General features: G+C 63.4%; 17 protein-coding genes. 9 read left to right on the top strand and 8 right to left on the bottom strand.

The genetic code is table 11. The annotated features are described in order from the left end of the window. Positions 1-85 precede the first annotated feature (85 nt). From J4D52_RS13010 to J4D52_RS13000, 3 genes are all read left to right on the top strand, one after another. Positions 86-793 carry a TetR/AcrR family transcriptional regulator gene (locus J4D52_RS13010; RefSeq protein WP_007921300.1) on the top strand — a complete coding sequence of 236 codons (708 nt, stop codon included), beginning with the start codon at positions 86-88 and terminating at the stop codon, positions 791-793. A 204-nt stretch (positions 794-997) separates the two neighbouring features. Beyond that, on the top strand, positions 998-1996 hold the full coding sequence (gene nagZ / locus J4D52_RS13005; RefSeq protein WP_173678541.1) for a beta-N-acetylhexosaminidase: 999 nt from the start codon (positions 998-1000) through the stop codon (positions 1994-1996). A gap of 11 nt (positions 1997-2007) precedes the next feature. Beyond that, on the top strand, positions 2008-2751 hold the full coding sequence (locus tag J4D52_RS13000; protein ID WP_102676873.1) for an S-methyl-5'-thioinosine phosphorylase: 744 nt from the start codon (positions 2008-2010) through the stop codon (positions 2749-2751). A 105-nt stretch (positions 2752-2856) separates the two neighbouring features. Here the strand turns inward: J4D52_RS13000 and J4D52_RS12995 are convergent, their stop codons facing one another. The 3 genes from J4D52_RS12995 to mfd are packed head-to-tail and all read right to left on the bottom strand — an operon-like array spanning position 2857 to position 9585. Next, entirely contained in the window at positions 2857-5550 is a 2694-nt protein-coding gene (locus J4D52_RS12995) for a DEAD/DEAH box helicase (RefSeq protein WP_102676872.1), read from the bottom strand. 11 nt (positions 5551-5561) lie between these two features. After that, entirely contained in the window at positions 5562-6125 is a 564-nt protein-coding gene (locus J4D52_RS12990) for a CsiV family protein (RefSeq protein ID WP_081362213.1), read from the bottom strand. 10 nt (positions 6126-6135) lie between these two features. Further along, entirely contained in the window at positions 6136-9585 is a 3450-nt protein-coding gene (gene mfd / locus J4D52_RS12985) for a transcription-repair coupling factor (protein WP_025804216.1), read from the bottom strand. 350 nt (positions 9586-9935) lie between these two features. Here mfd and J4D52_RS12980 point away from each other — a divergent pair, with 350 nt between their 5' ends. Next, positions 9936-11399: a glyceraldehyde-3-phosphate dehydrogenase gene (locus J4D52_RS12980; protein ID WP_007921292.1), complete on the top strand. Its 1464-nt coding sequence runs from the start codon at positions 9936-9938 to the stop codon at positions 11397-11399. A 145-nt stretch (positions 11400-11544) separates the two neighbouring features. Here J4D52_RS12980 and J4D52_RS12975 read toward each other — a convergent pair whose 3' ends face one another. Next, a complete protein-coding gene (locus tag J4D52_RS12975) occupies positions 11545-12843 on the bottom strand; it encodes an MFS transporter (RefSeq protein WP_063429281.1) in 1299 nt (432 codons plus the stop codon). Positions 12844-13216: 373 nt separating this feature from the next. Between J4D52_RS12975 and J4D52_RS12970 the strand changes: the two genes are divergently transcribed. Together J4D52_RS12970 and sthA are read left to right on the top strand one after the other, a co-directional pair. Then, positions 13217-14194 carry an FAD:protein FMN transferase gene (locus J4D52_RS12970; RefSeq protein ID WP_102676886.1) on the top strand — a complete coding sequence of 326 codons (978 nt, stop codon included), beginning with the start codon at positions 13217-13219 and terminating at the stop codon, positions 14192-14194. Between the two features lie 201 nt (positions 14195-14395). Continuing rightward, positions 14396-15790, top strand: coding sequence for a Si-specific NAD(P)(+) transhydrogenase (gene sthA, locus J4D52_RS12965; RefSeq protein WP_025804213.1), 1395 nt, complete (start codon positions 14396-14398; stop codon positions 15788-15790). A 42-nt stretch (positions 15791-15832) separates the two neighbouring features. Here sthA and J4D52_RS12960 read toward each other — a convergent pair whose 3' ends face one another. Continuing rightward, complete coding sequence (locus J4D52_RS12960) at positions 15833-16555, bottom strand: glycerophosphodiester phosphodiesterase family protein (protein ID WP_025804212.1); 723 nt, start codon at positions 16553-16555, stop codon at positions 15833-15835. 61 nt (positions 16556-16616) lie between these two features. Beyond that, positions 16617-17204 carry a PilZ domain-containing protein gene (locus J4D52_RS12955; protein WP_053278162.1) on the bottom strand — a complete coding sequence of 196 codons (588 nt, stop codon included), beginning with the start codon at positions 17202-17204 and terminating at the stop codon, positions 16617-16619. Between the two features lie 94 nt (positions 17205-17298). On the opposite strand from J4D52_RS12955, the gene J4D52_RS12950 reads away from it, so the two are divergent. The 3 genes from J4D52_RS12950 (at position 17299) to J4D52_RS12940 (ending at position 20549) form a co-directional block, all read left to right on the top strand. Beyond that, positions 17299-18549, top strand: coding sequence for a lipoprotein-releasing ABC transporter permease subunit (locus tag J4D52_RS12950; RefSeq protein ID WP_025804210.1), 1251 nt, complete (start codon positions 17299-17301; stop codon positions 18547-18549). Between the two features lie 7 nt (positions 18550-18556). After that, complete coding sequence (gene lolD, locus J4D52_RS12945; protein ID WP_164485326.1) at positions 18557-19240, top strand: lipoprotein-releasing ABC transporter ATP-binding protein LolD; 684 nt, start codon at positions 18557-18559, stop codon at positions 19238-19240. Between the two features lie 64 nt (positions 19241-19304). Beyond that, positions 19305-20549, top strand: a complete 1245-nt coding sequence (locus J4D52_RS12940) for a lipoprotein-releasing ABC transporter permease subunit (protein ID WP_025804209.1) — start codon at positions 19305-19307, stop codon at positions 20547-20549. A 62-nt stretch (positions 20550-20611) separates the two neighbouring features. Here J4D52_RS12940 and J4D52_RS12935 read toward each other — a convergent pair whose 3' ends face one another. Continuing rightward, entirely contained in the window at positions 20612-21973 is a 1362-nt protein-coding gene (locus tag J4D52_RS12935) for a heavy metal sensor histidine kinase (protein WP_102676871.1), read from the bottom strand. After that, positions 21973-22653, bottom strand: a complete 681-nt coding sequence (locus J4D52_RS12930) for a heavy metal response regulator transcription factor (RefSeq protein WP_025804207.1) — start codon at positions 22651-22653, stop codon at positions 21973-21975. The genes J4D52_RS12935 and J4D52_RS12930 overlap by 1 nt, the downstream gene beginning before the upstream one ends. Positions 22654-22694: the final 41 nt, after the last annotated feature.

The following is a 22694-nucleotide window of genomic DNA, read 5'->3' as shown; positions in this document are numbered from 1 at the left end:
GCCGGCCGCAAAACGGACAGGCAGGCTTGACAAGGCTGGGGCTGAAACGTATGTTTCAAACAAGTGTTTGTCAGGCGGAGTAGCCATGGCCCAGTCGGAAACCGTTGAACGCATTCTCGATGCTGCCGAGCAATTGTTCGCGGAAAAAGGTTTTGCCGAAACCTCATTGCGGCTGATCACCAGCAAGGCCGGGGTCAACCTGGCGGCGGTGAATTATCATTTCGGTTCCAAGAAGGCCCTGATCCAGGCGGTGTTCTCGCGCTTCCTCGGGCCGTTCTGCGTCAGCCTCGATCGGGAGCTGGAGCGGCGTTCGGCCAAGCCGGACAGCAAGCCAAGCCTCGAAGAACTGCTGGAAATCCTCGTCGAGCAGGCCCTGGTGGTCCAGCCTCGCAGCGGCAACGACCTGTCCATCTTCATGCGCCTTCTGGGCCTGGCCTTCAGCCAGAGCCAGGGGCACCTGCGGCGTTATCTGGAAGACATGTACGGCAAGGTATTCCGCCGCTACATGCTGCTGGTCAACGAAGCCGCGCCACGCATTCCACCGATCGAACTGTTCTGGCGTGTGCACTTCATGCTGGGAGCGGCTGCGTTCAGCATGTCGGGGATCAAGGCGTTGCGTGCGATTGCCGAGACCGACTTCGGGGTCAATACCTCGATCGAGCAGGTGATGCGCCTGATGGTGCCGTTCCTCGCGGCCGGCATGCGCGCCGAAACCGGCGTCACCGACGATGCCATGGCCACGGCGCAGCTCAAGCCGCGCAGTAAATCGACTCCGGCGGTCGCCAAGGCCTGACCGTCCGGGTGGGCGCGGCAGCTTACATCCGCTAAGCTAGCCGCCCATGTCGACTATCGTTTCCTACCTCCTTTCACATCTTTCGCCGATTGTCGCTTGCCGGGCTTTGCCGCCGGCAATGGACTCGTGCGTCCGCGCCACGCCAGCACCCTTTGCGATGCCGTGCGCGCACTTCGTTACTAAGGAATTGCTATGACCACAGGCCTGCAAGGCTCCTTGATGGTGGATGTCGCCGGTACCTGGCTGACGGCCGAAGATCGCCAACTCCTGCGCCAACCCGAAGTGGGTGGGCTGATCATCTTTGCCCGGAATATCGAGCACCCGCGACAGGTGCGTGAGCTGAGTGCGTCCATTCGTGCGATTCGCCCGGACCTGCTGCTGGCGGTGGACCAGGAGGGCGGCCGCGTGCAGCGCCTGCGTCAGGGTTTCGTGCGGCTGCCGGCCATGCGCGCCATCGCCGACAACCCGAATGCCGAGTACCTGGCCGAGCAGTGCGGTTGGATCATGGCCACCGAAGTGTTGGCAGTCGGTTTGGACCTGAGCTTCGCGCCGGTGCTGGACCTCGATCATCAGCGCAGCGCCGTGGTGGGCACCCGTTCCTTCGAGGGCGACCCCGAGCGCGCCGCGTTGCTGGCGGGCGCCTTTATCCGTGGCATGAACAGCGCCGGCATGGCGGCCACGGGTAAGCATTTTCCCGGGCACGGCTGGGCCGAGGCGGACTCCCACGTAGCGATCCCCAACGACGAGCGTAGCCTCGACGAGATTCGCGCCAAGGACCTGGTGCCTTTCGCGCGCCTGAGCAAGCAATTGGCGGCAGTGATGCCGGCCCACGTCATCTACCCTCAGGTCGATGCCCAGCCGGCCGGGTTCTCCCGCCGTTGGCTGCAAGAGATCCTGCGCGGTGAATTGCAATTCGACGGCGTCATCTTCAGTGACGACCTGTCGATGGCTGGTGCGCACGTGGTGGGCGATGCCGCGAGCCGGATCGAAGCGGCGCTGTCGGCCGGTTGCGACATGGGCCTGGTGTGTAACGACCGGGCGGCGGCCGAGCTGGCCTTGAGCGCGGCCCAGTGTCTGAAAGTGACACCGTCGGCGCGTATTGCGCGGATGCGCGGCCAGGCGTTCGCTTGCACCGACTATCGCCAGGATCCGCGCTGGCTGGCGGCGCTCGGCGCACTCAAGGATGCCCAGCTGATCGATTAAGGACTTTTGCGATGACGGTTTACGCGATTATCGGCGGTACCGGCCTGACCCGGCTCGAAGGCTTGAGCATTCACCAATCCTTGCCCCTGGACACGCCTTATGGCGCTCCGTCGGCGGATATCCAGAAGGGTGAATACGCCGGGCGCGAGGTGTTGTTTCTGGCGCGCCACGGTCATCCGCATCGCTTCCCGCCGCATCAGGTGAACTATCGGGCCAATCTCTGGGCGCTGAAGCAGGCTGGCGCCGAGGCGATTCTGGCGGTCAATGCGGTGGGTGGCATTCATCCGGCGATGGGTTCCGGGCATTTCTGCGTGCCGCATCAACTGATCGACTACACCAGCGGTCGCGAGCATACCTATTTTGCCGACGACCTGGAGCAGGTCACCCACATCGACTTCAGCTATCCCTACAGCGAGTCGCTGCGCCAGCAGTTGATCGCCGCCTTGGAGGCCGAAGGCTGCGAATTCAGCAGCCAGGGTGTGTACGCCTGCACCCAGGGCCCACGCCTGGAAACCGTGGCGGAGATCGCCCGCCTGGAGCGTGACGGTTGCGACATCGTCGGTATGACCGGCATGCCGGAAGCGGCGCTGGCCCGTGAGCTGGAACTGGACTACGCCTGTCTGGCGCTGGTGGTGAACCCGGCGGCGGGCAAGTCCGTGACTGTGATTAGCATGGCTGAGATCGAGCAGGCGTTGCAGGACGGCATGGGCAAGGTGAAGTCGACGCTGGCGCGAGTCCTCGCGGCCAATCGGTAACCGCTGCCGAAGGCTGCGATCGAGCGCGTAGCGCTCGTAAAACCTGAATCCGCGCTATTCACACCTGCTGCGCAGCTGATTGCAGGCTGCGCCAGGGGTACAGGATCAACGTCCGCCTTTCTTGTCGGGCAGCGGGGCGAAGAGGGCTTCGATGTCTTCGCTCTGCAGCTTCCAGTCCCCGGCCTTACGCCCATCCAGCACACCCGCGGCCAGATCGGATTTCTCCTGCTGCAGGTGCTGGATTTTTTCTTCCACCGTGCCGCGGGCAATCAGCTTGTAGACGAACACTGGCTTCTCCTGGCCGATCCGATAGGCGCGGTCGGTGGCCTGGTTTTCCGTGGCTGGGTTCCACCAGGGGTCGTAGTGGATCACGGTGTCGGCCTCGGTCAAATTGAGGCCGACGCCGCCGGCTTTCAGGCTGATCAGGAAGATCTGCAGCTTGCCGCTCTGGAAGTCCCTGACCGGCGTGCGACGGTCGCGGGTCTGCCCGGTCAGCAGGGCATAGGCGACGTTGCGGCGTTTCAGCTCGGCTTCGATCAGACTCAGCATCGAGGTGAATTGCGAGAACAGCAGGATGCGCCGGCCCTCGTCGAACAGCTCCTCGAGCATCTCCATCAGGCTGTCGAGTTTGCCGGAGGAGCTGCCCCGTGTCGGCACCGCATCTTCGTTGACCAGGCGCAGGTCGCAACACACCTGGCGCAGTTTCAGCAGCGCTTCAAGAATGATGATCTGGCTGCGGGCCACGCCTTTGCGGGTGATCTCGTCGCGGACTTTCTTGTCCATGGCCAGGCGCATGGTTTCGTACACATCGCGCTGGGCTTCATTGAGCTCCACCCAGTGGATGATCTCGGTCTTGGGCGGCAGCTCGGTGGCCACCTGTTCCTTGGTGCGACGCAACAGGAAGGGCTTGATCCGCCCGTTGAGGTGCTGCAGGCGCACTTCGCTGGCGTGCTTTTCGATCGGTACGCGGTAGTCGCGATTGAAGCTTTTCACGTCCCCCAGCCAGCCGGGCAGCAGGAAGTGGAACAGCGACCACAGCTCGCCCAGGTGATTCTCCAGCGGCGTGCCGCTCAGGCACAGGCGCTGCCGGGCATTGAGCTCGCGCGCGGCCTGGGCTGCCTTGCTCGACGGGTTCTTGATGTATTGCGCCTCATCCAGCACCAGGACATGCAGGGGCAGGGCGGCGAGCTGTTCGACATCCTTGGGCAGCAGTGCGTAGGTGGTCAGGATCAGGTCGTAGTCGGCCAGCCGGGCGAAGTGCTTCTTGCGGCCGGCGCCATACAGGGCCAGGACCTTGAGCTGCGGCGTGAAGTGCGCCGCCTCGTCGAGCCAGTTGGGGATCAGGCTGGTGGGCATCACCACCATGCACGGCCGATCCAGGCGCCCGGCGTTCTTTTCGCTGAGCACGTGGGCCAGGGTCTGCAGGGTTTTGCCCAGGCCCATGTCGTCGGCCAGGATGCCGCCGACTTCCAGCTGGCGCAGGGACTGCATCCAGCTCAGGCCTTCGAGCTGATAGGGGCGCAGGGTGGCGTTCAGGCCTTCCGGCGCGGGGGCCGAGTAGTCCTTGATATCCCGCAGTCGCTGGGCGAAGGAGCGGATGTGTTCGCCGCCTTCCCAGAGCAGGGGCAGGTCTTCCAGTGGATTGAGGCGGGTCGCGTCGGCGCTGCTCAGGCGCAGCGTGGTTTCGCCGGGCTCCTGCAGATAGAACTCACCGAGGGTGGCCAGCACCGGTTTCAGTCGGCCGTAGGGCAGTGCCACCTGCAGGGGGCCGTTGGGCGAGTTGGGGCGCCCGGGAATGTTCACCAGGATCAACTCGTCGTCCCGGCGTCTGGCCAGGCGTTCCGGATTGAGAATCTCGGTGTGGGAGCGCATCAGATTGAGCAGGATCGGCAGCAGGCTCAGGCGTTCGCCATTGACGATGATGCCCAGTTCCAGGTCGAACCAGTCGCGCCCCGGGGCTTCGTCCACCGTGGCGTACCAGTCGTCCACGGCGGTCAGGTCGAAGCCGAAGTCGTCGTCGATCTGCAGCTCCCAACCCTGGCTGCGCAGCTTGGGCAATTCGTTGAGGGTGAAGGTCAGCCAGGCGCTGTCGTTGACCATTTCATACAGCTCGCCGGCGCTTTCCGGCAGGGCCTTGCTCTGCCGGGTGGCGATCTTGAAACCCAGCGCCCGCAGCTGTTCGCGATAGCGTTGTTCGACTTCCGGCTGGCGCTTGATGCGCAGGGTCTGGTGTTCCTGGCGAATCAGTACGTCGGCGTTTTTCTGCCCGCTGACGTATTCCTCCAGGTAGCTGAACGACAGCGCGGCACGGTGCTGGATGTAGCGCTGCATCTTGCCATTGCGCGGTTCGAAGGCGCTGAACTCAATGCTGGCCAGCCACAGTCGGGGCACTGGCTGCACGTTGTCCACGATCTGTTGCGGCAGCGGGGCGGGGCTGCGGTTTTCCAGCACGGCCTGGAGTTTTTCCAGCAGCTCGGCGTCTTTCGCCGCCGCCGGGTAGGCCAGGGTTTCCTCGATTTTCAGCAGCACCGCGGCAATGTGTTTGCAATTGCTGCGCACCGGGCAGGTGCAGGAGGCTTCGACCATCAGCAAGGTGTTCTTGGCCGACTCGCGCAGGCTGATGGTCTGCCGGTAGACATTGCCCCCCGAACCTTCGCAACTGGCGGTGATGGTGCTGTCGCCGGCCTGGACGATCCTGACGCGGTTCTCCAGAGCGTAGCGACGGCCACGCTCCAGGGCCTGTTCCTTGAATCGGCTGACCCAGGACGGTGCCAGGGGTTTGGTCAGGGTCGGGGACATAGGGACTTCTGTCAGTCCACGATTTCAGGAGGCGCCTCGCGTGGCGCGGGGGCCGACAGCGAGGTGATCTTGATCAGCAGGGCCAGGTGACCGTTGTCGAGGTAGTTGAGCTGGCCGTTCTTGGTATGGCTTTCCTGCTTCAGGCGTTCGCTGGCGGTCACCAGGCCGTTACCGTCGATCTGGTTGACCCAGAACTGCGCATCCACATCGGTGAAGCGCCCGAGCTTGAGGGTCAGGGTGCCCTCGATCGGGAACTGGCCGAACTGTTCCCGGCCCTCGCTGACCGCGATTTTCACCGGGTTTTCGTCCAGCGCCTGCTGCCAGGCCTTGTGCATCAGCACGCTGTAGTCGCCGCTGGCGGTGAGTTTCTCGACCACGCTGCCCAGCGCCGGAGTGCGCTGGCTGTCGGCACCCAGGCGTTGGGCGCCGGCGGCCCAGTCTTCGGGGGCAGCGCGGCTGACGATGGCGGGAACCGCGTTCTGCCGCACCAGAATCATTTCGACCTGATACATGTCGGCAAACGCCGAGGGAGCGACCAGGGTCAGGAGCAAGGTCAGTGAGCGAAACAGGCGCATGGGGCGTCCTTCAAGCAGTTTTCGGGGTGAGGCGCTCGAACAGCGCCTCCAATGTGTTGAAGCGTTCTTCCGGACGTTCCATCGGCACCATGAATTTGAACAGCGTGGCGCCTTCAAATTTGTAGCGATTGGGTTGGCCCTGGATGAGTTTGATCAGCGCCAGCGGGTCCACCGGGGTATCGGCGGCGAACTCCAGACGACCGCCTTGCGGGCCACCGTCGACCTTCTTGATACCCAGTTGCTCGGCCTGCAGTTTCAGCAGGGTCAGGCGCACCAGGTTCTTGGTCGGTTCCGGCAACAGGCCGAAGCGGTCGATCATCTCCACTTGCAGGTCTTTCAGGCCGTCTTCGTCGGTGGCCGAGGCGATGCGCTTGTAGAGGATCAGCCGCGCATGCACATCCGGCAGGTAGTCTTCGGGAATCAGCGCCGGCAGGCGCAGGTTGATTTCCGGACCGCCGCCCAGAGGCTGGTCGAGGTTCGGCTGCTCGCCCTTGCGGATGGCTTTCACCGCGCGCTCGAGCATCTCCATATAAAGGGTGAAGCCCACTGCCTGGATCTGCCCGCTTTGGCCATCGCCCAGCAGTTCGCCGGCGCCGCGGATCTCCAGGTCGTTGGTGGCGAGCACGAAGCCGGCGCCGAGGTCCTGGGTATTGGCGATCGCCTCCAGGCGCTTTTCCGCGTCCGGGGTGATCTGCTGGCGCGGTGGCGTCAGCAGGTAGGCGTAGGCCTGGTGGTGACTGCGACCGACCCGGCCGCGTAACTGGTGCAGCTGGGCCAGGCCGAACTTGTCGGCGCGCTCGATGATGATGGTGTTGGCGCTCGGCACGTCGATGCCGGTCTCGATGATGGTCGAGGCGATCAGCACGTTGAAGCGCTTGTGGTAGAAGTCGCTCATCACCTGTTCGAGTTCGCGTTCGCGCATCTGCCCGTGGCCGATGCCGATGCGCGCTTCCGGCACCAGTTCGGCGAGGTCGGCGGCGCATTTCTCGATGGTCTTCACATCGTTGTGCAGGTAGTAGACCTGGCCGCCGCGCAGCAGCTCGCGGAGCAGGGCCTCTTTGACCGTGCTCTTGTTCTGCTCCATGACGAAGGTGCGCACCGACAGGCGTCGGGCCGGCGGCGTGGCGATGATCGACAGGTCGCGCATGCCCGACACCGCCATGTTCAGCGTGCGCGGAATCGGCGTGGCGGTCAGGGTCAGGATGTCGACCTCGCTGCGCAGGGCCTTGAGCTGCTCTTTCTGGCGCACGCCGAAGCGGTGTTCTTCGTCGATGATCACCAGCCCGAGGTTCTTGATCTTCACATCGTCCTGCAGCAGCTTGTGGGTGCCGATGACGATGTCGATCTTGCCTTCGGCCAGGTCGGCCACCGCGGCATTCACTTCCTTGGCGGACTTGAAGCGGCTCATCACTTCCACGCTCACCGGCCAGTCGGCGAAGCGGTCGCGGAAGCTGTTGTAGTGCTGCTGGGCGAGCAGGGTGGTGGGTACCAGGATCGCCACTTGCCTGCCACCGTGCACGGCGATGAAGGCGGCGCGCATCGCCACTTCGGTCTTGCCGAAGCCGACGTCGCCGCAGACCAGGCGATCCATCGGCTTGGCCGCGAGCATGTCCTCGCGCACCGCTTCGATGGTGGTTTGCTGGTCGGGGGTTTCTTCGAACGGGAAGCCGGCGCTGAAGGTGGCGTAGTCGGCTTTCGGGTCGGCGAAGGCATAACCTTCGCGGGCCGCGCGGCGAGCGTAGATGTCCAGCAGCTCGGCAGCGACATCGCGTACCTGTTCGGCGGCCTTGCGCTTGGCTTTCTGCCAGGTTTCCGAACCCAGGCGGTGCAGCGGCGCCAGGGCGTCGTCGCTACCGGTGTAGCGGGCGATCAAGTGCAGGTTGGCCACCGGCACATAGAGCTTGGCGCCCTCGGCGTATTCCAGGGTGAGGAATTCGGCGGCCTGGTTGTCGATTTCCAGGGTGGCCAGGCCCAGGTAGCGGCCCACGCCGTGATCGATATGCACCACCGGCGCGCCTTCGCGCAGCTCGGTGAGGTTCTTGATCACCGCATCGTTGTTGGCGTCGGCACGTTTTTCCCGACGCCGGCGCTGCATCACGCGCTGGCCGAATAGCGGGCTTTCGGCCACCAGCGCCAGGGCCGGATCGTCCAGCAGCAAGCCTTCGTCCAGCGGCGCGATGGTGATCGCCAGGCGGTCCTTGCCGGCCACGAAGTCCGGCCAGCTGTCGACGGTCTTCGGCCGCAGCTTCAGGCGCTCCAGCAACTCCAGCAGCACCTCGCGGCGCCCGGCGGATTCGGCGGTGAACAGCACGCGTCCGGAGAACTCGTCGAGGAAGTTCGCCAGGGCCGCCAGCGGCTGGTTGGCCTTGGCTTCGATGGCGAGGTTGGGCAGGGGCTGCGCCGGGAAGCGCTCGCGGCCGCCACCGGCCTCGATGTCCTGCTGGCTGGCGACCACCCGTGGCCAGCTTTTCAGGCGGGCGAAGCAGTCTTCCACCGGCAGGAACAACTCGGCGGGCGGCAATAAAGGACGGGACGGGTCGACGCGGCGTTCTTCGTAACGGTTGCGCACGTCGTTCCAGAAGTTCTCGGCCGCCTGTTCGATGCCCGGCAGGGAGAACACCTGGGTGTCCTGGGGCAGGTAGTCGAACAGGGTCGAAGTGTCTTCGAAGAACAGCGGCAGGTAATACTCGATACCGGCCGGGGTGATCCCGCTGCTCAGGTCCTGGAAGATCGGGCAGCGGCGGAAGTCGACGTCGAAGCGCTCGCGGAAACGGGCCTTGAAGCGGGTGACGGCCTCTTTCTGCAGCGGGAACTCTTTCGCCGGCAGCAGGCGCACCGAATCGACCTTGTCGATGGAGCGCTGGTTTTCCGGATCGAAGGTGCGCAGGGTCTCGATTTCATCGTCGAACAGGTCGATGCGATAAGGCAGTTTGCTGCCCATCGGGAACAGGTCGATCAAGGCGCCGCGCACCGCGAACTCGCCGTGCTCGTAGACCGTGTCGACACAGCGATAGCCGCTGGCTTCCAGGCGGGTACGCATCTGTTCGACATCCAGCTTCTGGCCGATGTCCAGTACCAGGCTGCTGCCCAGCAGGAACTTGGTCGGCGCCAGGCGATGCAGGGCGGTGGTGATCGGCACCACCAGCACACCGTGCTCCAGCTCCGGCAGCCGGTACAGGCTGGCGATCCGCTGAGAGATGATGTCCTGGTGTGGCGAGAACAGGTCGTAGGGCAGGGTTTCCCAGTCCGGGAAATGCAGCACGGGCAAATCCGGGGCGAAGAAACTCAGCTCCTGCTCCAGCCGTTCGGCACTTTGGCTGTCGGCGGTCAGCAGCAGGGTGAAGCGCTTGGCGGCGCTGGCAGCCTCGGCAATGGCCAGGCTGAGGGCGGCACCGGGCAGGTTGCCCCAGTGTTGTTTGCCGGCGGCGGCAGGGAGTTGCGGTAGACGCAGAACGGGCACGGAAGGTTGAGCTCCAGCGTTGCGACAAAGTCGGTAATTGTAGCGGTCCGGCGTACCGGCTGTCAGTTGCTGATGTGTCTATTACGCGGTTGTGGAAAATGTAGTGGTTATGACAAAAAAACGCGTTTTTTGGTGGGGAATGTAGTGCCGAATCGGGGCGGTGTTACGGAGGGTTACAGACAACGCTGGATTGCCGCGCAAAATGAGGCCCTTCTGAAACCCGCGTATTTACTGGGCTGGAGCGGGGCGTGATTTTTCCGGATGGAGTTTTGTTACGTTCTGCGCGACAGGCGCGCATTGCTACGCAGGGGACTCGGCGGCATAATGTAGCCCCTTTTTTCAGCCCCTACATGTGGAAGGTTCCCGTGACTCAGAAGCCCGACCAGTGTCTTGGTGAATGGATCGACCGTGAAGCGCTCGCAGAAGCGATGATTCCGCTTATCGGTCAGCTCTACCGCAATAACAATGTGGTGAGTTCGATCTATGGCCGCAGCCTGATCAACCAGTCTGTCATCGCGATTCTCAAAGCTCACCGCTTTGCTCGCCATCGTTCTTCCGACGATAGCGAACTCTCCGTCCACGAAACATTCCCACTGCTCAAGGCCATGAGCGAGCTCAAGCTCGGCGCTGCCTCGGTGGACCTGGGCAAGTTGGCGTTCAAATTCCGCAACGAAGGCAATGGCCGCACCGCCGAGCAATTCGTTCGCGAAGAGCTGGCTGACGTGGTTGGCCAGCAAAACGCTTCGCCCCGCAAAGGCACCGACGTGGTCCTGTACGGCTTCGGTCGTATCGGCCGTCTGCTGGCGCGCATCCTGATCGAGAAAACCGGTGGCGGCGACGGCCTGCGCCTGCGCGCCATCGTGGTGCGCAAAGGCGCCGAAAACGACCTGACCAAGCGCGCCAGCCTGCTGCGTCGCGACTCGGTACACGGTTCGTTCAACGGCACCATCACCATCGACGAAGCCAACAACACCATCACCGCCAACGGCAACCTGATCCAGGTTATCTACGCGAAGAACCCGACCGAGGTGGACTACACCCAGTACGGCATCAAAGACGCGCTGCTGGTGGACAACACCGGTGTATGGCGCGACGCCGATGGCCTGGGTCAGCACCTGGCCTGCCCGGGTATCGACCGCGTCGTTCTGACCGCGCCTGGCAAAGGCAAGCTGAAGAACATCGTTCACGGTATCAACCACGCTGAAATCACCGCTGACGACAAGATCGTGTCCGCCGCTTCCTGCACCACCAACGCCATCGTGCCGGTGCTCAAGGCCGTGAACGACAAGTTCGGCATCGTCAACGGTCACGTCGAAACCGTTCACTCGTACACCAACGACCAGAACCTGATCGACAACTTCCACAAGGGCGATCGTCGTGGCCGTAGCGCCGCGCTGAACATGGTCATCACCGAGACCGGTGCTGCTACCGCTGCTGCCAAGGCCCTGCCTGAGCTGGCCGGCAAGCTGACCGGTAACGCGATCCGCGTTCCGACGCCAAACGTGTCGATGGCCATTCTCAACCTGAACCTTGAGAAAGCCGCTACCCGTGAAGAGATGAACGAGTACCTGCGCTACATGGCGCTGCACTCCGATCTGCACAAGCAGATCGACTTCGTCAATTCCCAGGAAGTGGTTTCCACCGACTTCGTCGGCTCGCGCCACGCCGGTGTGGTGGACGCTGAAGCGACCATCACCCAGGATAACCGCGTTGTTCTGTACGTCTGGTACGACAACGAATTCGGTTACAGCTGCCAGGTGGTTCGCGTGATGGAAGACATGGCTGGTGTGAACCCGCCTGCGTTCCCGCGCTAAGCCTTAGCCGCACATGAAAACGCCCCGACTTGTCGGGGCGTTTTTGTTTGTGGCGTTTGCTTGGGTGCGCTTGTATCTGCTCGGGTGTTATTGCGGGCAAGCCTCGCTCCTACAGAAGCATGAGGTCGCCCGCGATAGCGTCCTGTCAGGCGCCGTCGGCTACCGCTGCCTGTGCGCTGCGCAGTTCGTGGCGATTGCCGCGGAACAGCACCAGGGTCGCAATCAGGCCCAGCACCGCCGCGCCGCTGAGCCAGATGCCCGGCGCGGCCTTGTTGTCCAGTACATGGATCAGGTAGGTGCAGGCTGCTGGCGTGAAGCCGCCAAAGGTGGCAGTGGCCAGGCTGTAGGCCAGGGAGAAGCCGGTGGTACGCACTTCAACCGGCATGATTTCGGTAAGGGCCACCACCATGGCGCCGTTGTAGGAGCCATAGAGGAAGGACAGCCACAGCTCGACGATCAGCAGGTGGCTGAAACTCGGATTGGCCACCAGCCAGGACAGTGCCGGGTAAGCCGTCAGGATCGCCAGGACGGTTGCCGCCAGCAGCAGCGGCTTGCGCCCGACCTTGTCCGAGACGGCGCCCATCACCGGCAGCCAGAAGAAGTTCGACAGGCCGATGCACACGGTGACCAGCAGAGCGTCGAGGTCCGACAGCTGCAGTTCGGCCTTGCCGAAGGTCGGGGTGTAGGCGGTGATCAGGTAGAAGGACACGGTGGTCATCACCACCAGCGCCATGCCGGCCAGGACGATGCCGAAGTTCTGGCCGATGGAGCGGATGATTTCCTGCAGGGTAGGGCGGTGCTTGCGTGCCTGGAACTCTGGGGTTTCTTCCAGCGAGCGACGGATCATGAAGATCGCCGGCACTATCATGCAGCCCACCAGGAACGGCACGCGCCAGCCCCAGTCGCCCATTTGCTCCGGACTCAGCCAGTGGTTCAGGCCCACGCCCAGCAGGCCGGCGAAGACCACGGCGGCCTGTTGGCTCGCCGATTGCCAGCTGACGAAGAAGCCCTTGCGGCCCGGGGTGGAGATTTCCGCCAGGTAAACCGAGACGCCTCCCAGCTCCACCCCGGCAGAGAACCCTTGTAGCAAGCGGCCGAGCAGCACCAGCAACGGCGCGGCGACGCCGAGGGTGGCATAACCCGGGACGCAGGCGATCAGCACGGTGCCCGCGGCCATGAGCAGCAGGGTGATGATCAGGCCCCGGCGCCGGCCATGGCGGTCGATATAGGCGCCGAGAAAGATCGCACCCAGCGGGCGCATCAGGAAGCCGGCGCCGAAGGTCGCCAGCGACAGCATCAATGACGCGAAAGCACTGTCGGCAGGGAAGAAGGTCTTGGCGATGGCCGTGGCGTAGAAGCCATAGACCATGAAGTCGAACATCTCCAGAAAGTTGCCGCTGACAACGCGAAAGATCGCCTTGCCTTTGCCCGTGGTCGTGGACATTTTATTCACTCACTTTGGCTATTTTGTTAGCGATCCCTGGTCGTTACCCGTCCTGGTTGCACGGTCTGGGGCGGCTAAGCCGCAGGCCAGACAGTTTGTAACAATATGTGTATGGGTCTGCCGAGGCAACAAAAACTCTTAGCTTGCTTGCTAAGTAGATGGAAGCCTTGGGATTTATTGCCAGTCAGCTCGCCGAATAAACCCGCAGGAGCGAGCTCGCGATGGGCAGGGTTCGGCCTGCATCAAATCCGCGGCGGCTGCCGCATAATGGCCCGCCCTGGTCGGACGAAGCCGAGGGGGAAATCGATTGTCGGGAGGCGAAGCTTTGCTGGGTGGATCTTGGGTGCGAGGGTGGGTCCCTGTCGTTTTGGTCATGGCCCTGGCTGCATGTGATCAGGGCGATTCGCTGGAAAGCTTCGGCGGCCCGACCATGGGCAGCACCTACTCGATCAAGTACGTAAGGCGGGCAGGGCAGGCTGCGCCGAGTGAGGTGCAGGCCCAGGTCGAGCAGATCCTCGCGCAGATCGACCGGCAGATGTCGACCTATCGCAGCGACTCGGACATCGAACGCTTCAACGACCTACCGGCCAATAGCTGCCAGGCGATGCCGGTGGCGGTCCTGCGCTTGATCGAGGTTGGTCAGCAGTTGTCGCGGGACAGCCAGGGCTCCTTCGATCTGACGGTCGAGCCCTTGCTCAACCTCTGGGGCTTCGGTCCGCAGGGGCGCGGGGAGGCGGTGCCGAGCGATGAGGCACTGGCGCAGGCGCGGCAACGAGTCGGCTATACCCATCTGCGCATCGAGGGCGACCAGCTGTGCAAGGACGCAGCGGTCGAGGTGGATTTCAACAGCATCGCCGCCGGTTACGCGGTGGACCGGATTGCCGCCAGGCTCGCGGAAATGGGCATCGACAGTTACCTGGCCGAAGCCACGGGCGAGCTCAAGGCCGTCGGCAGGAAACCCGACGGTTCGGCATGGCGCATAGCCCTGGAGGAGCCGCGGGACGATCGACAGGTGGCCGAGCGGGTCATAGCTGTCGACGGTTATGGGGTTTCGACTTCCGGCGACTACCGCAATTATTTCCAGCGCGACGGGCAGCGTTATTCCCACACCTTCGATGCCCGCACCGGCAGACCTGTCGAACATGGGCTGGCCTCGGTCACGGTGATTCATCCCGCGGCCGTGATGGCCGATGGTCTGTCGACCCTGCTGCTGATTCTCGGCCCCGAGCGCGGTTGGGATTACGCAGAAAAACACGATATCGCCGCATTTTTTGTGATTCGCGCCGATACAGGCTTCGTCACACGCAGCAACCGCGCGTTTGATCGCCTGTTTGCCGGACAAAAGCAGTAATCTTGCGCGGTGCCGCGGCGCGATGTCGCAGGCAAAAGTAGCCGGCGACGCGACCAAGGGTTAATGTGCGCGGCGTTGACGCTTCTATAGACTGTGCCCGGGTTCGTAACCGAGCCAAATTGATCCTTCATGCCGCTGGCCGCGACATGATTTAGCCGCAGGCGCCACATCGGGTGCCGCGGCCTGTTCTGAGGAGTACGCATGGCTGTCTACAACTACGACGTAGTGGTGCTGGGTTCAGGCCCCGCTGGAGAAGGTGCGGCAATGAACGCCGCGAAAGCAGGACGCAAGGTAGCGATGGTCGATAGCCGTCGCCAGGTCGGCGGCAACTGCACCCACCTGGGCACCATCCCGTCCAAGGCCTTGCGTCACTCGGTCCGGCAGATCATGCAGTTCAACACCAACCCGATGTTCCGGGCCATCGGCGAGCCGCGCTGGTTCTCGTTCCCCGACGTACTGAAAAGCGCCGAGAAGGTCATCTCCAAGCAGGTGGCCTCGCGCACCGGTTACTACGCGCGTAACCGGGTCGACGTGTTCTTCGGCACCGGCAGCTTCGCCGACGAGCAGACCATCGAAGTGGTCTGCGCCAACGGTGTGGTCGAGAAACTGGTGGCCAAGCACATCATCATCGCCACCGGCTCGCGTCCGTATCGCCCGGCCGATATCGATTTCCACCACCCGCGCATCTACGATAGCGACACCATCCTCAGCCTCGGCCACACCCCGCGCAAACTCATCGTTTACGGCGCTGGCGTGATCGGCTGTGAATACGCCTCGATCTTCAGTGGCCTGGGGGTACTGGTCGAACTGGTGGACAACCGCGGCCAGTTGCTGAGCTTCCTGGATTCCGAGATTTCCCAGGCGCTGAGCTACCACTTCAGCAACAACAACATCACCGTGCGCCACAACGAGGAATACGACCGCGTCGAAGGCCTCGACAATGGCGTGATCCTGCACCTCAAGTCGGGCAAGAAGATCAAGGCCGACGCCTTGCTCTGGTGCAATGGCCGGACCGGCAATACCGACCGACTGGGCATGGAAAACATCGGGGTCAAGGTCAACAGCCGCGGCCAGATCGAGGTGGACGAGAACTACCGCACCTGCGTGCAGAACATCTACGGTGCCGGCGACGTGATCGGCTGGCCGAGCCTGGCCAGTGCCGCCCATGACCAGGGGCGTTCGGCCGCCGGCAGCATCGTCGACAACGGCAGCTGGCGCTTCGTCAACGATGTACCGACCGGGATCTACACCATTCCGGAGATCAGCTCGATCGGCAAGAACGAGCAGGAGCTGACCCAGGCCAAGGTGCCGTACGAAGTGGGCAAGGCCTTCTTCAAGAGCATGGCCCGCGCGCAGATCGCCGGTGAGCCGCAAGGCATGCTGAAGATCCTGTTCCACCGCGAAACCCTGGAAGTCCTGGGCGTGCACTGCTTCGGCTACCAGGCTTCGGAGATCGTGCACATCGGCCAGGCGATCATGAACCAGCCGGGTGAACTCAATACCCTGAAGTACTTCGTCAACACCACGTTCAACTACCCGACCATGGCCGAAGCCTATCGGGTAGCCGCTTACGACGGCCTCAACCGGCTTTTTTGAGCGACTCCGGCCGGTGGCCTGAGCCGGCCGGGGAGACCGATTTCAGTAACTCTCGAGCGTGGCGCTGGCCAAACCGGGAAAGTCTGTAATCAGGCTGTCTACGCCGAAGTCGGCGAGCCTGCGCATCAGCGCAGGCTCGTTGACTGTCCACACCGACACATGCAAGCCCTGACGCTGCGCCCGCTGCAGCCGCTCCGGGGTGCAGAGTGTCCAGTTCAACGCCAGCATCTCGCAGCCGTAGCTTTGCGCGACCTTCAACGGGTCGAGCCAGGCGTATTCGGCGACCAGCCCGCGCGACAGGTCCGGGGTCAGCTCGACAGCCGCCTTGAGCACTTCCCGTGAGCTGGAGGTGACGGTGACCTTGTCCAGCAGGCCGAAGCGCTGCGCCATTTCGCGAATCGCCAACACCGTGGTGGCGGCACGGGTGCGCGAGGCGCTCTTGACCTCCAGCTGCCAGTGCTCGAAATCGCACTTCTCGAACAGTTCTTCCAGGCGCGGGATCGGACAGGGCTTGACCCAGCCCGGGCCACCCTTGCGGGCATCGTAGGTCACCAGTTCCTCGGCGCTGTGTTCGACCACCTTGCCGCGGCGGTCGGTGGTGCGCTTGAGGGTCGGGTCGTGGATCACCATCAGCTCGCCGTCCATGGACAGGTGCAGGTCCAGTTCGCAACGGCGCACGCCATGCTTGAGGCACTGCTGGAAGCTGGTCAGGGTGTTTTCCGGTGCTTCGCCTTTAGCGCCGCGGTGGCCATAAATCAGGGTCACGATTGCTCCTTCATGGAAATTGTTCCATTAGATGGTCAGTGCTGCGCGATGGTGCCACAGGTCAGTCAGCTGCCGGGTCGTTCTGCTCTCGGGCCTGGCGACGCTCCTGGGCCTGCTTCTGCAGGATATAGCGAGCCAGCAGCTGGCGTTGGGCGTCGGTCAATGCTTCGAACTCGGTACCGATTTCGAACGTGCCGAAACTGCGGGTTTCACAGTGGGTGACCTTGGCCCGCAGCAACAGGCCCAAAGCCTGGGGCATCAGCAGCAGCTTGACGGCCAGGTGGGTGCCGGCAGGGTAGGACAGGTGATGCTCGAACTCGATGCCGCCTTCGGAGAGAATCACCCGCTGCGGCTCGCCGAATTTGCCGAGCACGGTCTGCGCCACCACCTGGCTGAGCAGGTCGATGCGCTTGTTCATGGTCTTGAGGTAGTTGGCCAGGGTCCGGTCGCGCTCGCTGACCTGGCGCAGCAGGTGCTGCGATTCGAATTCGCTCAGATGCAGCTCGCTGAGCAGGTTGAACAGCGGCGACGCATCCTGCAACACTTCCTTGCTCGCCGCTTCGTGGGCGGACAAGGGGCTAATTTCCAGTGCGATCGTGTCCTCGATACGGTAGTATTCGCGGCGATCTTCTTCATCTAATGTCGACATGGCGAACCCATGGTAGCGGCGGTGGTCTGAGTGTAAAGCTGCTTACCAGGACCCGCCACAAGGACGTCTTCTTTTCCTCCGAACAAGCCCCGACATGTTCAGACCTCTCTTCGTATTCATTGGCACGCGTTATACCCGTGCAAAGCGCCGCAATCATTTCGTGTCATTCATTTCCCTGACCTCGATGATCGGCCTCGCCCTTGGCGTGGTCGTGATGATCGTCGTGTTGTCGGTGATGAATGGCTTCGACCATGAGATGCGCACCCGTGTGCTGGGCATGGTGCCCCACGCGACCATCGAGTCCGGTGAGCCGATCAGCGACTGGCAAGGCTTGGCCGACAAGGTCAAGCAGAACCCCAAGGTGCTGGCGGTTGCGCCGTTCACCCAGATGCAGGGGTTGCTGACCAATAACGGCCAGGTGCAGAAAGTCCTGCTCAACGCCATCGATCCGGCCAAGGAACGCCAGGTTTCGATCATCGATAACTTCATGAAGCAGGGCAAGCTGGACGACCTGGCGCCCGGCAGCTTCGGCATCGTGATCGGCGATAAGGCGGCGACCAAGCTGGGGGTTGGCCTGGGCGACAAGCTGACCTTCGTCGCACCCGAGGTCACGGTGACCCCGGCCGGGATGTTCCCGCGCATGAAGCGTTTTACCGTGGTCGGCATCTTCCATGTCGGCGCCGGCGAGCTGGACGGCTATCTGGGCCTGACCAACCTCGACGACCTGGGCCGCCTGCATCGCTGGAAGCCGGATCAGGTCCAGGGCCTGCGCCTGAAGTTCGACGACCTGTTCCAGGCGCCACGCACCGCCTGGGAAATTGCCGAGCAGTTGGGCGAGAACCAGTACTACGCCCGTGACTGGACCCGTACCCACGGCAACCTGTACCAGGCCATCCGCATGGAAAAAGCCATGATCGGCCTGCTGTTGCTGCTGATCGTCGCCGTGGCCGCCTTCAACATCATCTCCACCCTGGTGATGGTGGTGAACGACAAGAAGGGCGATATCGCAATCCTGCGCACCCTGGGCGCGACGCCGGCTACCATCATGGCGACCTTCATGGTCCAGGGCACGGTGATCGGCGTGATCGGTACCTTGATCGGCGCCGTGGTTGGGATGTTCGCGGCGTTGAACGTCAGCGCGGCGATCTCCGCCCTCGAAGGCCTGATCGGGCACAAATTCCTCAATGCCGACGTGTACTTCATCGACTACCTGCCATCGCAACTGATGGCCGAAGACGTGTTGATGGTCTGCGGCGCGGCACTGGTACTGAGTTTCCTCGCCACCCTGTATCCAGCCTGGCGTGCCGCGCGCACCCAGCCTGCGGAGGCGCTACGTTATGAGTGAGTTGGGCATGAGTGAAAAAGCAATTCTGAGCTGCCGCGACCTGGGCAAGTCCTATGAGGAAGGTCCGGAGTCAGTGGTGGTGTTGTCCGGCCTGCAACTGGAGTTGCACCCGGGCGAGCGCGTGGCGATCGTCGGCACCTCCGGTTCGGGCAAAAGTACCTTGCTCAACCTGCTGGGCGGCCTCGACACGCCAACCAAGGGCAGCGTTTGGCTCGACGGTGAAGAGCTTTCGGCACTGAGCGAGAAGGGCCGCGGCCTGTTGCGCAACCGCTCCCTCGGTTTCGTTTACCAGTTCCACCACTTGCTGCCGGAATTCACCGCGTTGGAAAACGTCTGCATGCCGCTGCTGATCGGCAAGACCGCGATCCCGGAGGCCCGTCAGCGGGCCACGGCCTTGCTGGAGCGGGTAGGGCTGGCCCATCGCCTGGAGCACAAGCCGGCCGAGCTGTCCGGTGGCGAACGCCAGCGTGTGGCCATTGCTCGTGCCCTGGTCAACAAGCCGGGGCTGGTGATGCTCGACGAGCCGACCGGCAACCTCGACTCCCACACCGCCCAAGGCATCCAGGACTTGATGCTGGAGCTCAGCACCTCGATGCGTACCGCGTTCCTGGTGGTGACCCACGACATGAACCTGGCTCGCCAGATGGATCGCGTCCTGCACCTGCAGGAAGGTTTCCTGACGCCCATCTGACTGGCTGCAACCCGGTGCCTGAAGCAGGCGCCGGGTCTTTAATTTTCATAGGGTGCTCCAGCGAATGTTCAGACCGTTATCGATCTTTATCGGCACGCGCTATACCCGCGCCAAGCGCCGCAATCGCTTTGTTTCCTTTATCTCCATGACCTCGATGATCGGCCTCGCCCTGGGCGTGCTGGCGATGATCGTGGTGTTGTCGGTGATGAACGGTTTCCAGCGCGAAATGAGCTCGCGCATCCTCGGCATGGTGCCCCACGCCACCATCGTCGGCGTCAAGCCGATCGACGACTGGCAGCCGGTGGCCGCCGCCGCGATGAAAAATCCCGAGGTGACGGCCGCGGTGCCGTTCACCGAGATGGAAGGCATGCTCTCCTACAAGGGCTCGATGCAGCCGATCCAGATCAGCGGCATCGACCCGGCCCAGGAAGGCAAGGTCTCCATCGTTGCCCAGCACATCGTGCAGGGCCGTCTGGATGCCTTGAAACCGGGCGAGTTCGGGGTGGTGATCGGTGAGATCACGGCACGGCGCTTTCGCCTGAATGTCGGCGACAAGCTGACCCTGATCGTGCCGGAAATCAGCTCCGCACCGGGTGGCATCACTCCGCGCATGCAGCGTTTGAACGTGGTCGGGGTGTTCAAGGTCGGTGCCGAGCTCGACGGCTCCATGGGCCTGATCCATGTGGCCGACGCCGCCGAGATGCAGCACTGGCAGCCGAACCAGGTGCAGAGCGTGCGCCTGGCGGTCAAGGATCTGTACGCCGCGCCCAAGGTTTCCAGCGACATCGCGGCCAGCCTGGGGGCTGACTTCAAGGCCGATGACTGGACCCACACCCAGGGCAGCCTGTTCAGCGCGATGAAGATGGAAAAGACCATGATCGGCCTGTTGCTGCTGATGATCGTCGCCGTGGCGGCGTTCAACATCATCGCCACGCTGATCATGGTGGTGAACGACAAGGGCGCGGACATCGCGATCCTGCGCACCATCGGCGCCACGCCACGGCAGATCATGGCGATCTTCATGGTCCAGGGCACGGTGATCGGTATCGTCGGTACCTTGATCGGCGGCGTGCTGGGGGTGATCGCGGCGTTGAACGTCAGTGCGCTGGTGGGTTGGCTGGAGCGGGTCAGCGGCCAGCACATCTTCAGTTCCGACGTGTACTTCGTCAGCAACCTGCCTTCCGAGTTGCAGGGCGGCGACGTGGCTCTGATCTGTACCGCGGGTTTTGTCCTGAGCTTCCTGGCGACCCTGTATCCGGCCTGGCGCGCGGCCAAGGTCGAGCCGGCGACGGCGTTGCGTTACTCGTAAGATCCAGGACCGCCATCGCGAGCAAGCTCGCTCCTCCGGGGGGCTTGCTCGCCAACCCTCTGCTAGTTCTGCCTCGGCAACTCAATCACAAAGCTCGTCCGGCCCTGCACCGATTCGCAACGAATCTGCCCGCCATGGGCGCGGATGATCGATTGGGTGATGGCCAGCCCCAAGCCTGCATGTTCACTGCTGCCTTCATGGCGTGCCGGGTCGGCGCGGTAGAAGCGGTCGAACAACCGTGGCAAGCGTTCAGGCGGAATGCCTTCGCCGGTGTTTTCCACCCGCAGGTATGAAGCCTTGGCGGTCTCGCCAAGCCGCACCCGCACTTCGCCGCCGGCCGGGGTGAAGCGCAGGGCATTGTCCAGCAGGTTGGAAAGGGCGCGGCGCAACATGCTGCGGTCGCCCTGGATGTTCGCGCTGCCTTCGCGCCCCAGGGCGATGCCGGCGTCTTCGGCCAGCGGCGTATAGAACTCCAGCAGCATGTCGGTTTCGTCACCCAGCTCCAGGGCTTCGTGTTTCGGTGTCAGCAGGCCGTGGTCGGCCTTGGCCAGGTAGAGCATGTCGTTGACCAGTTGGGCCATCCACTGCAGCTCTTCGAGGTTGCTGTGCAGGGCTTCGCGATAGTCTTCCAGCGCCCGTGGGCGGGTGAGGGTGACCTGGGTGTGGGTCAGCAGATTCGACAGCGGGGTGCGCAGTTCATGGGCGATGTCCGCCGAGAACGCGGAGAGGCGCTGGAAGGAGTCGTCCAGGCGCCCGAGCATGGCATTGAAGGCGTGGGCCAGTTCGGCCAATTCGCCGGGCATCTGCTGCTCCGGCAGACGCTGGGTCAGGGAGCTGGCGGAAACACCCGCAGCCACCTCGCTCATCCGCCGCAACGGACGCAGACCACTGCGCGCGGCCCAGGCCCCGAGCAGCGCAGTGGCCAGTGCCGAAAGGCCGACGGTCAGCCAGATCAAATGCTGCATGCGTTGCAGGAAGTGCTGGTGATGAGTGATGTCGAGCATCAGGGTCAGCTCTGGCGAGCCGGCCTGGCCGGGCTCCAGGGCCGCGCTGTAGATGCGGTAGGCGGTACCCTCGTGTTGCAGGCTGTGCAACCCGGTCGGCTGGGCCGGGGCGGCCGCCAGCGCCTTGGCACTGTCGAACCAGACGGCGCCGTCCGCGCCTGTGACCCGCAGCGTCAGGTCCGGTTGATGGCTGAGTTCATCCTGCAGCTGTGCCTTGCGTTCGGCAAAGCGTTGCGGGTCGTCGGCGCCCTGCAGCGCACTGCGCATGGCGATCAGCTTGCCTTCCAGCAGTTGCTGGTCGAGTTCGATGAAGTGCGCCTCGCTGGCCCGGCTGAACAGCACCCCGGCGAGTAGCGAAACCACCGCGGTGCAGCCGGCGAACAACAGGGCCAGGCGGCCGCTCAGGGTCAAGCGGCGCATCAGGCCTGGCGCTCTTCGAGCACGTAGCCCATGCCGCGCACGGTGTGGATCAGTTTGTTCGGGTAATCGTCATCGATCTTCAGGCGCAAACGGCGGATCGCCACCTCGATGACGTTGGTGTCGCTGTCGAAGTTCATGTCCCAGACCTGAGAGGCGATCAGCGTCTTGGGCAGCACTTCGCCCTGGCGCCGCAGGAGCATTTCCAGCAGCGAGAACTCCTTGGCGGTGAGGTCGATGCGCTGGCCGCTGCGCTCGACTCGCCGGCGAATCAGGTCCAGGCGCAGGTCCGCCAGTTGCAGGGTGGTTTCCTGGGGCGTGGAGCTGCCGCGGCGCAGCAGGCTGCGGACCCGGGCCAGCAGTTCGGAGAAGGCGAAAGGCTTGACCAGGTAGTCGTCGGCGCCCAGCTCCAGGCCGTGAACCCGGTCTTCCACCGCATCGCGCGCGGTCAGGAACAGCACCGGTATCTCCAGTCCGGCGCTGCGCACGGCTTGCAGGATCTGCCAGCCATCGCGGCCCGGCAGCATCACGTCGAGAATCAACAGGGAGTAGTCGCCGGTCAGCGCCAGGTGTTGGCCGGTGGTGCCATCAGCCACCAGCTCGGCATTGAAGCCGGCCTCGCTCAGGCCCTGGCGCAGGTATTGGCCGGTTTTCGGTTGGTCTTCGACGATCAGCAGTTTCATGGGCGGCTCATGGCAAATGGAACGCGGGCTTTATACCGTGG

This window comes from Pseudomonas sp. GW460-12-10-14-TSB1 (assembly GCF_017349775.1).
Taxonomy (GTDB): domain Bacteria; phylum Pseudomonadota; class Gammaproteobacteria; order Pseudomonadales; family Pseudomonadaceae; genus Aquipseudomonas; species Aquipseudomonas piscium.
Note: the sequence above shows the minus strand (reverse complement) of the source record. Positions and strands in the feature narration are given on the sequence as shown.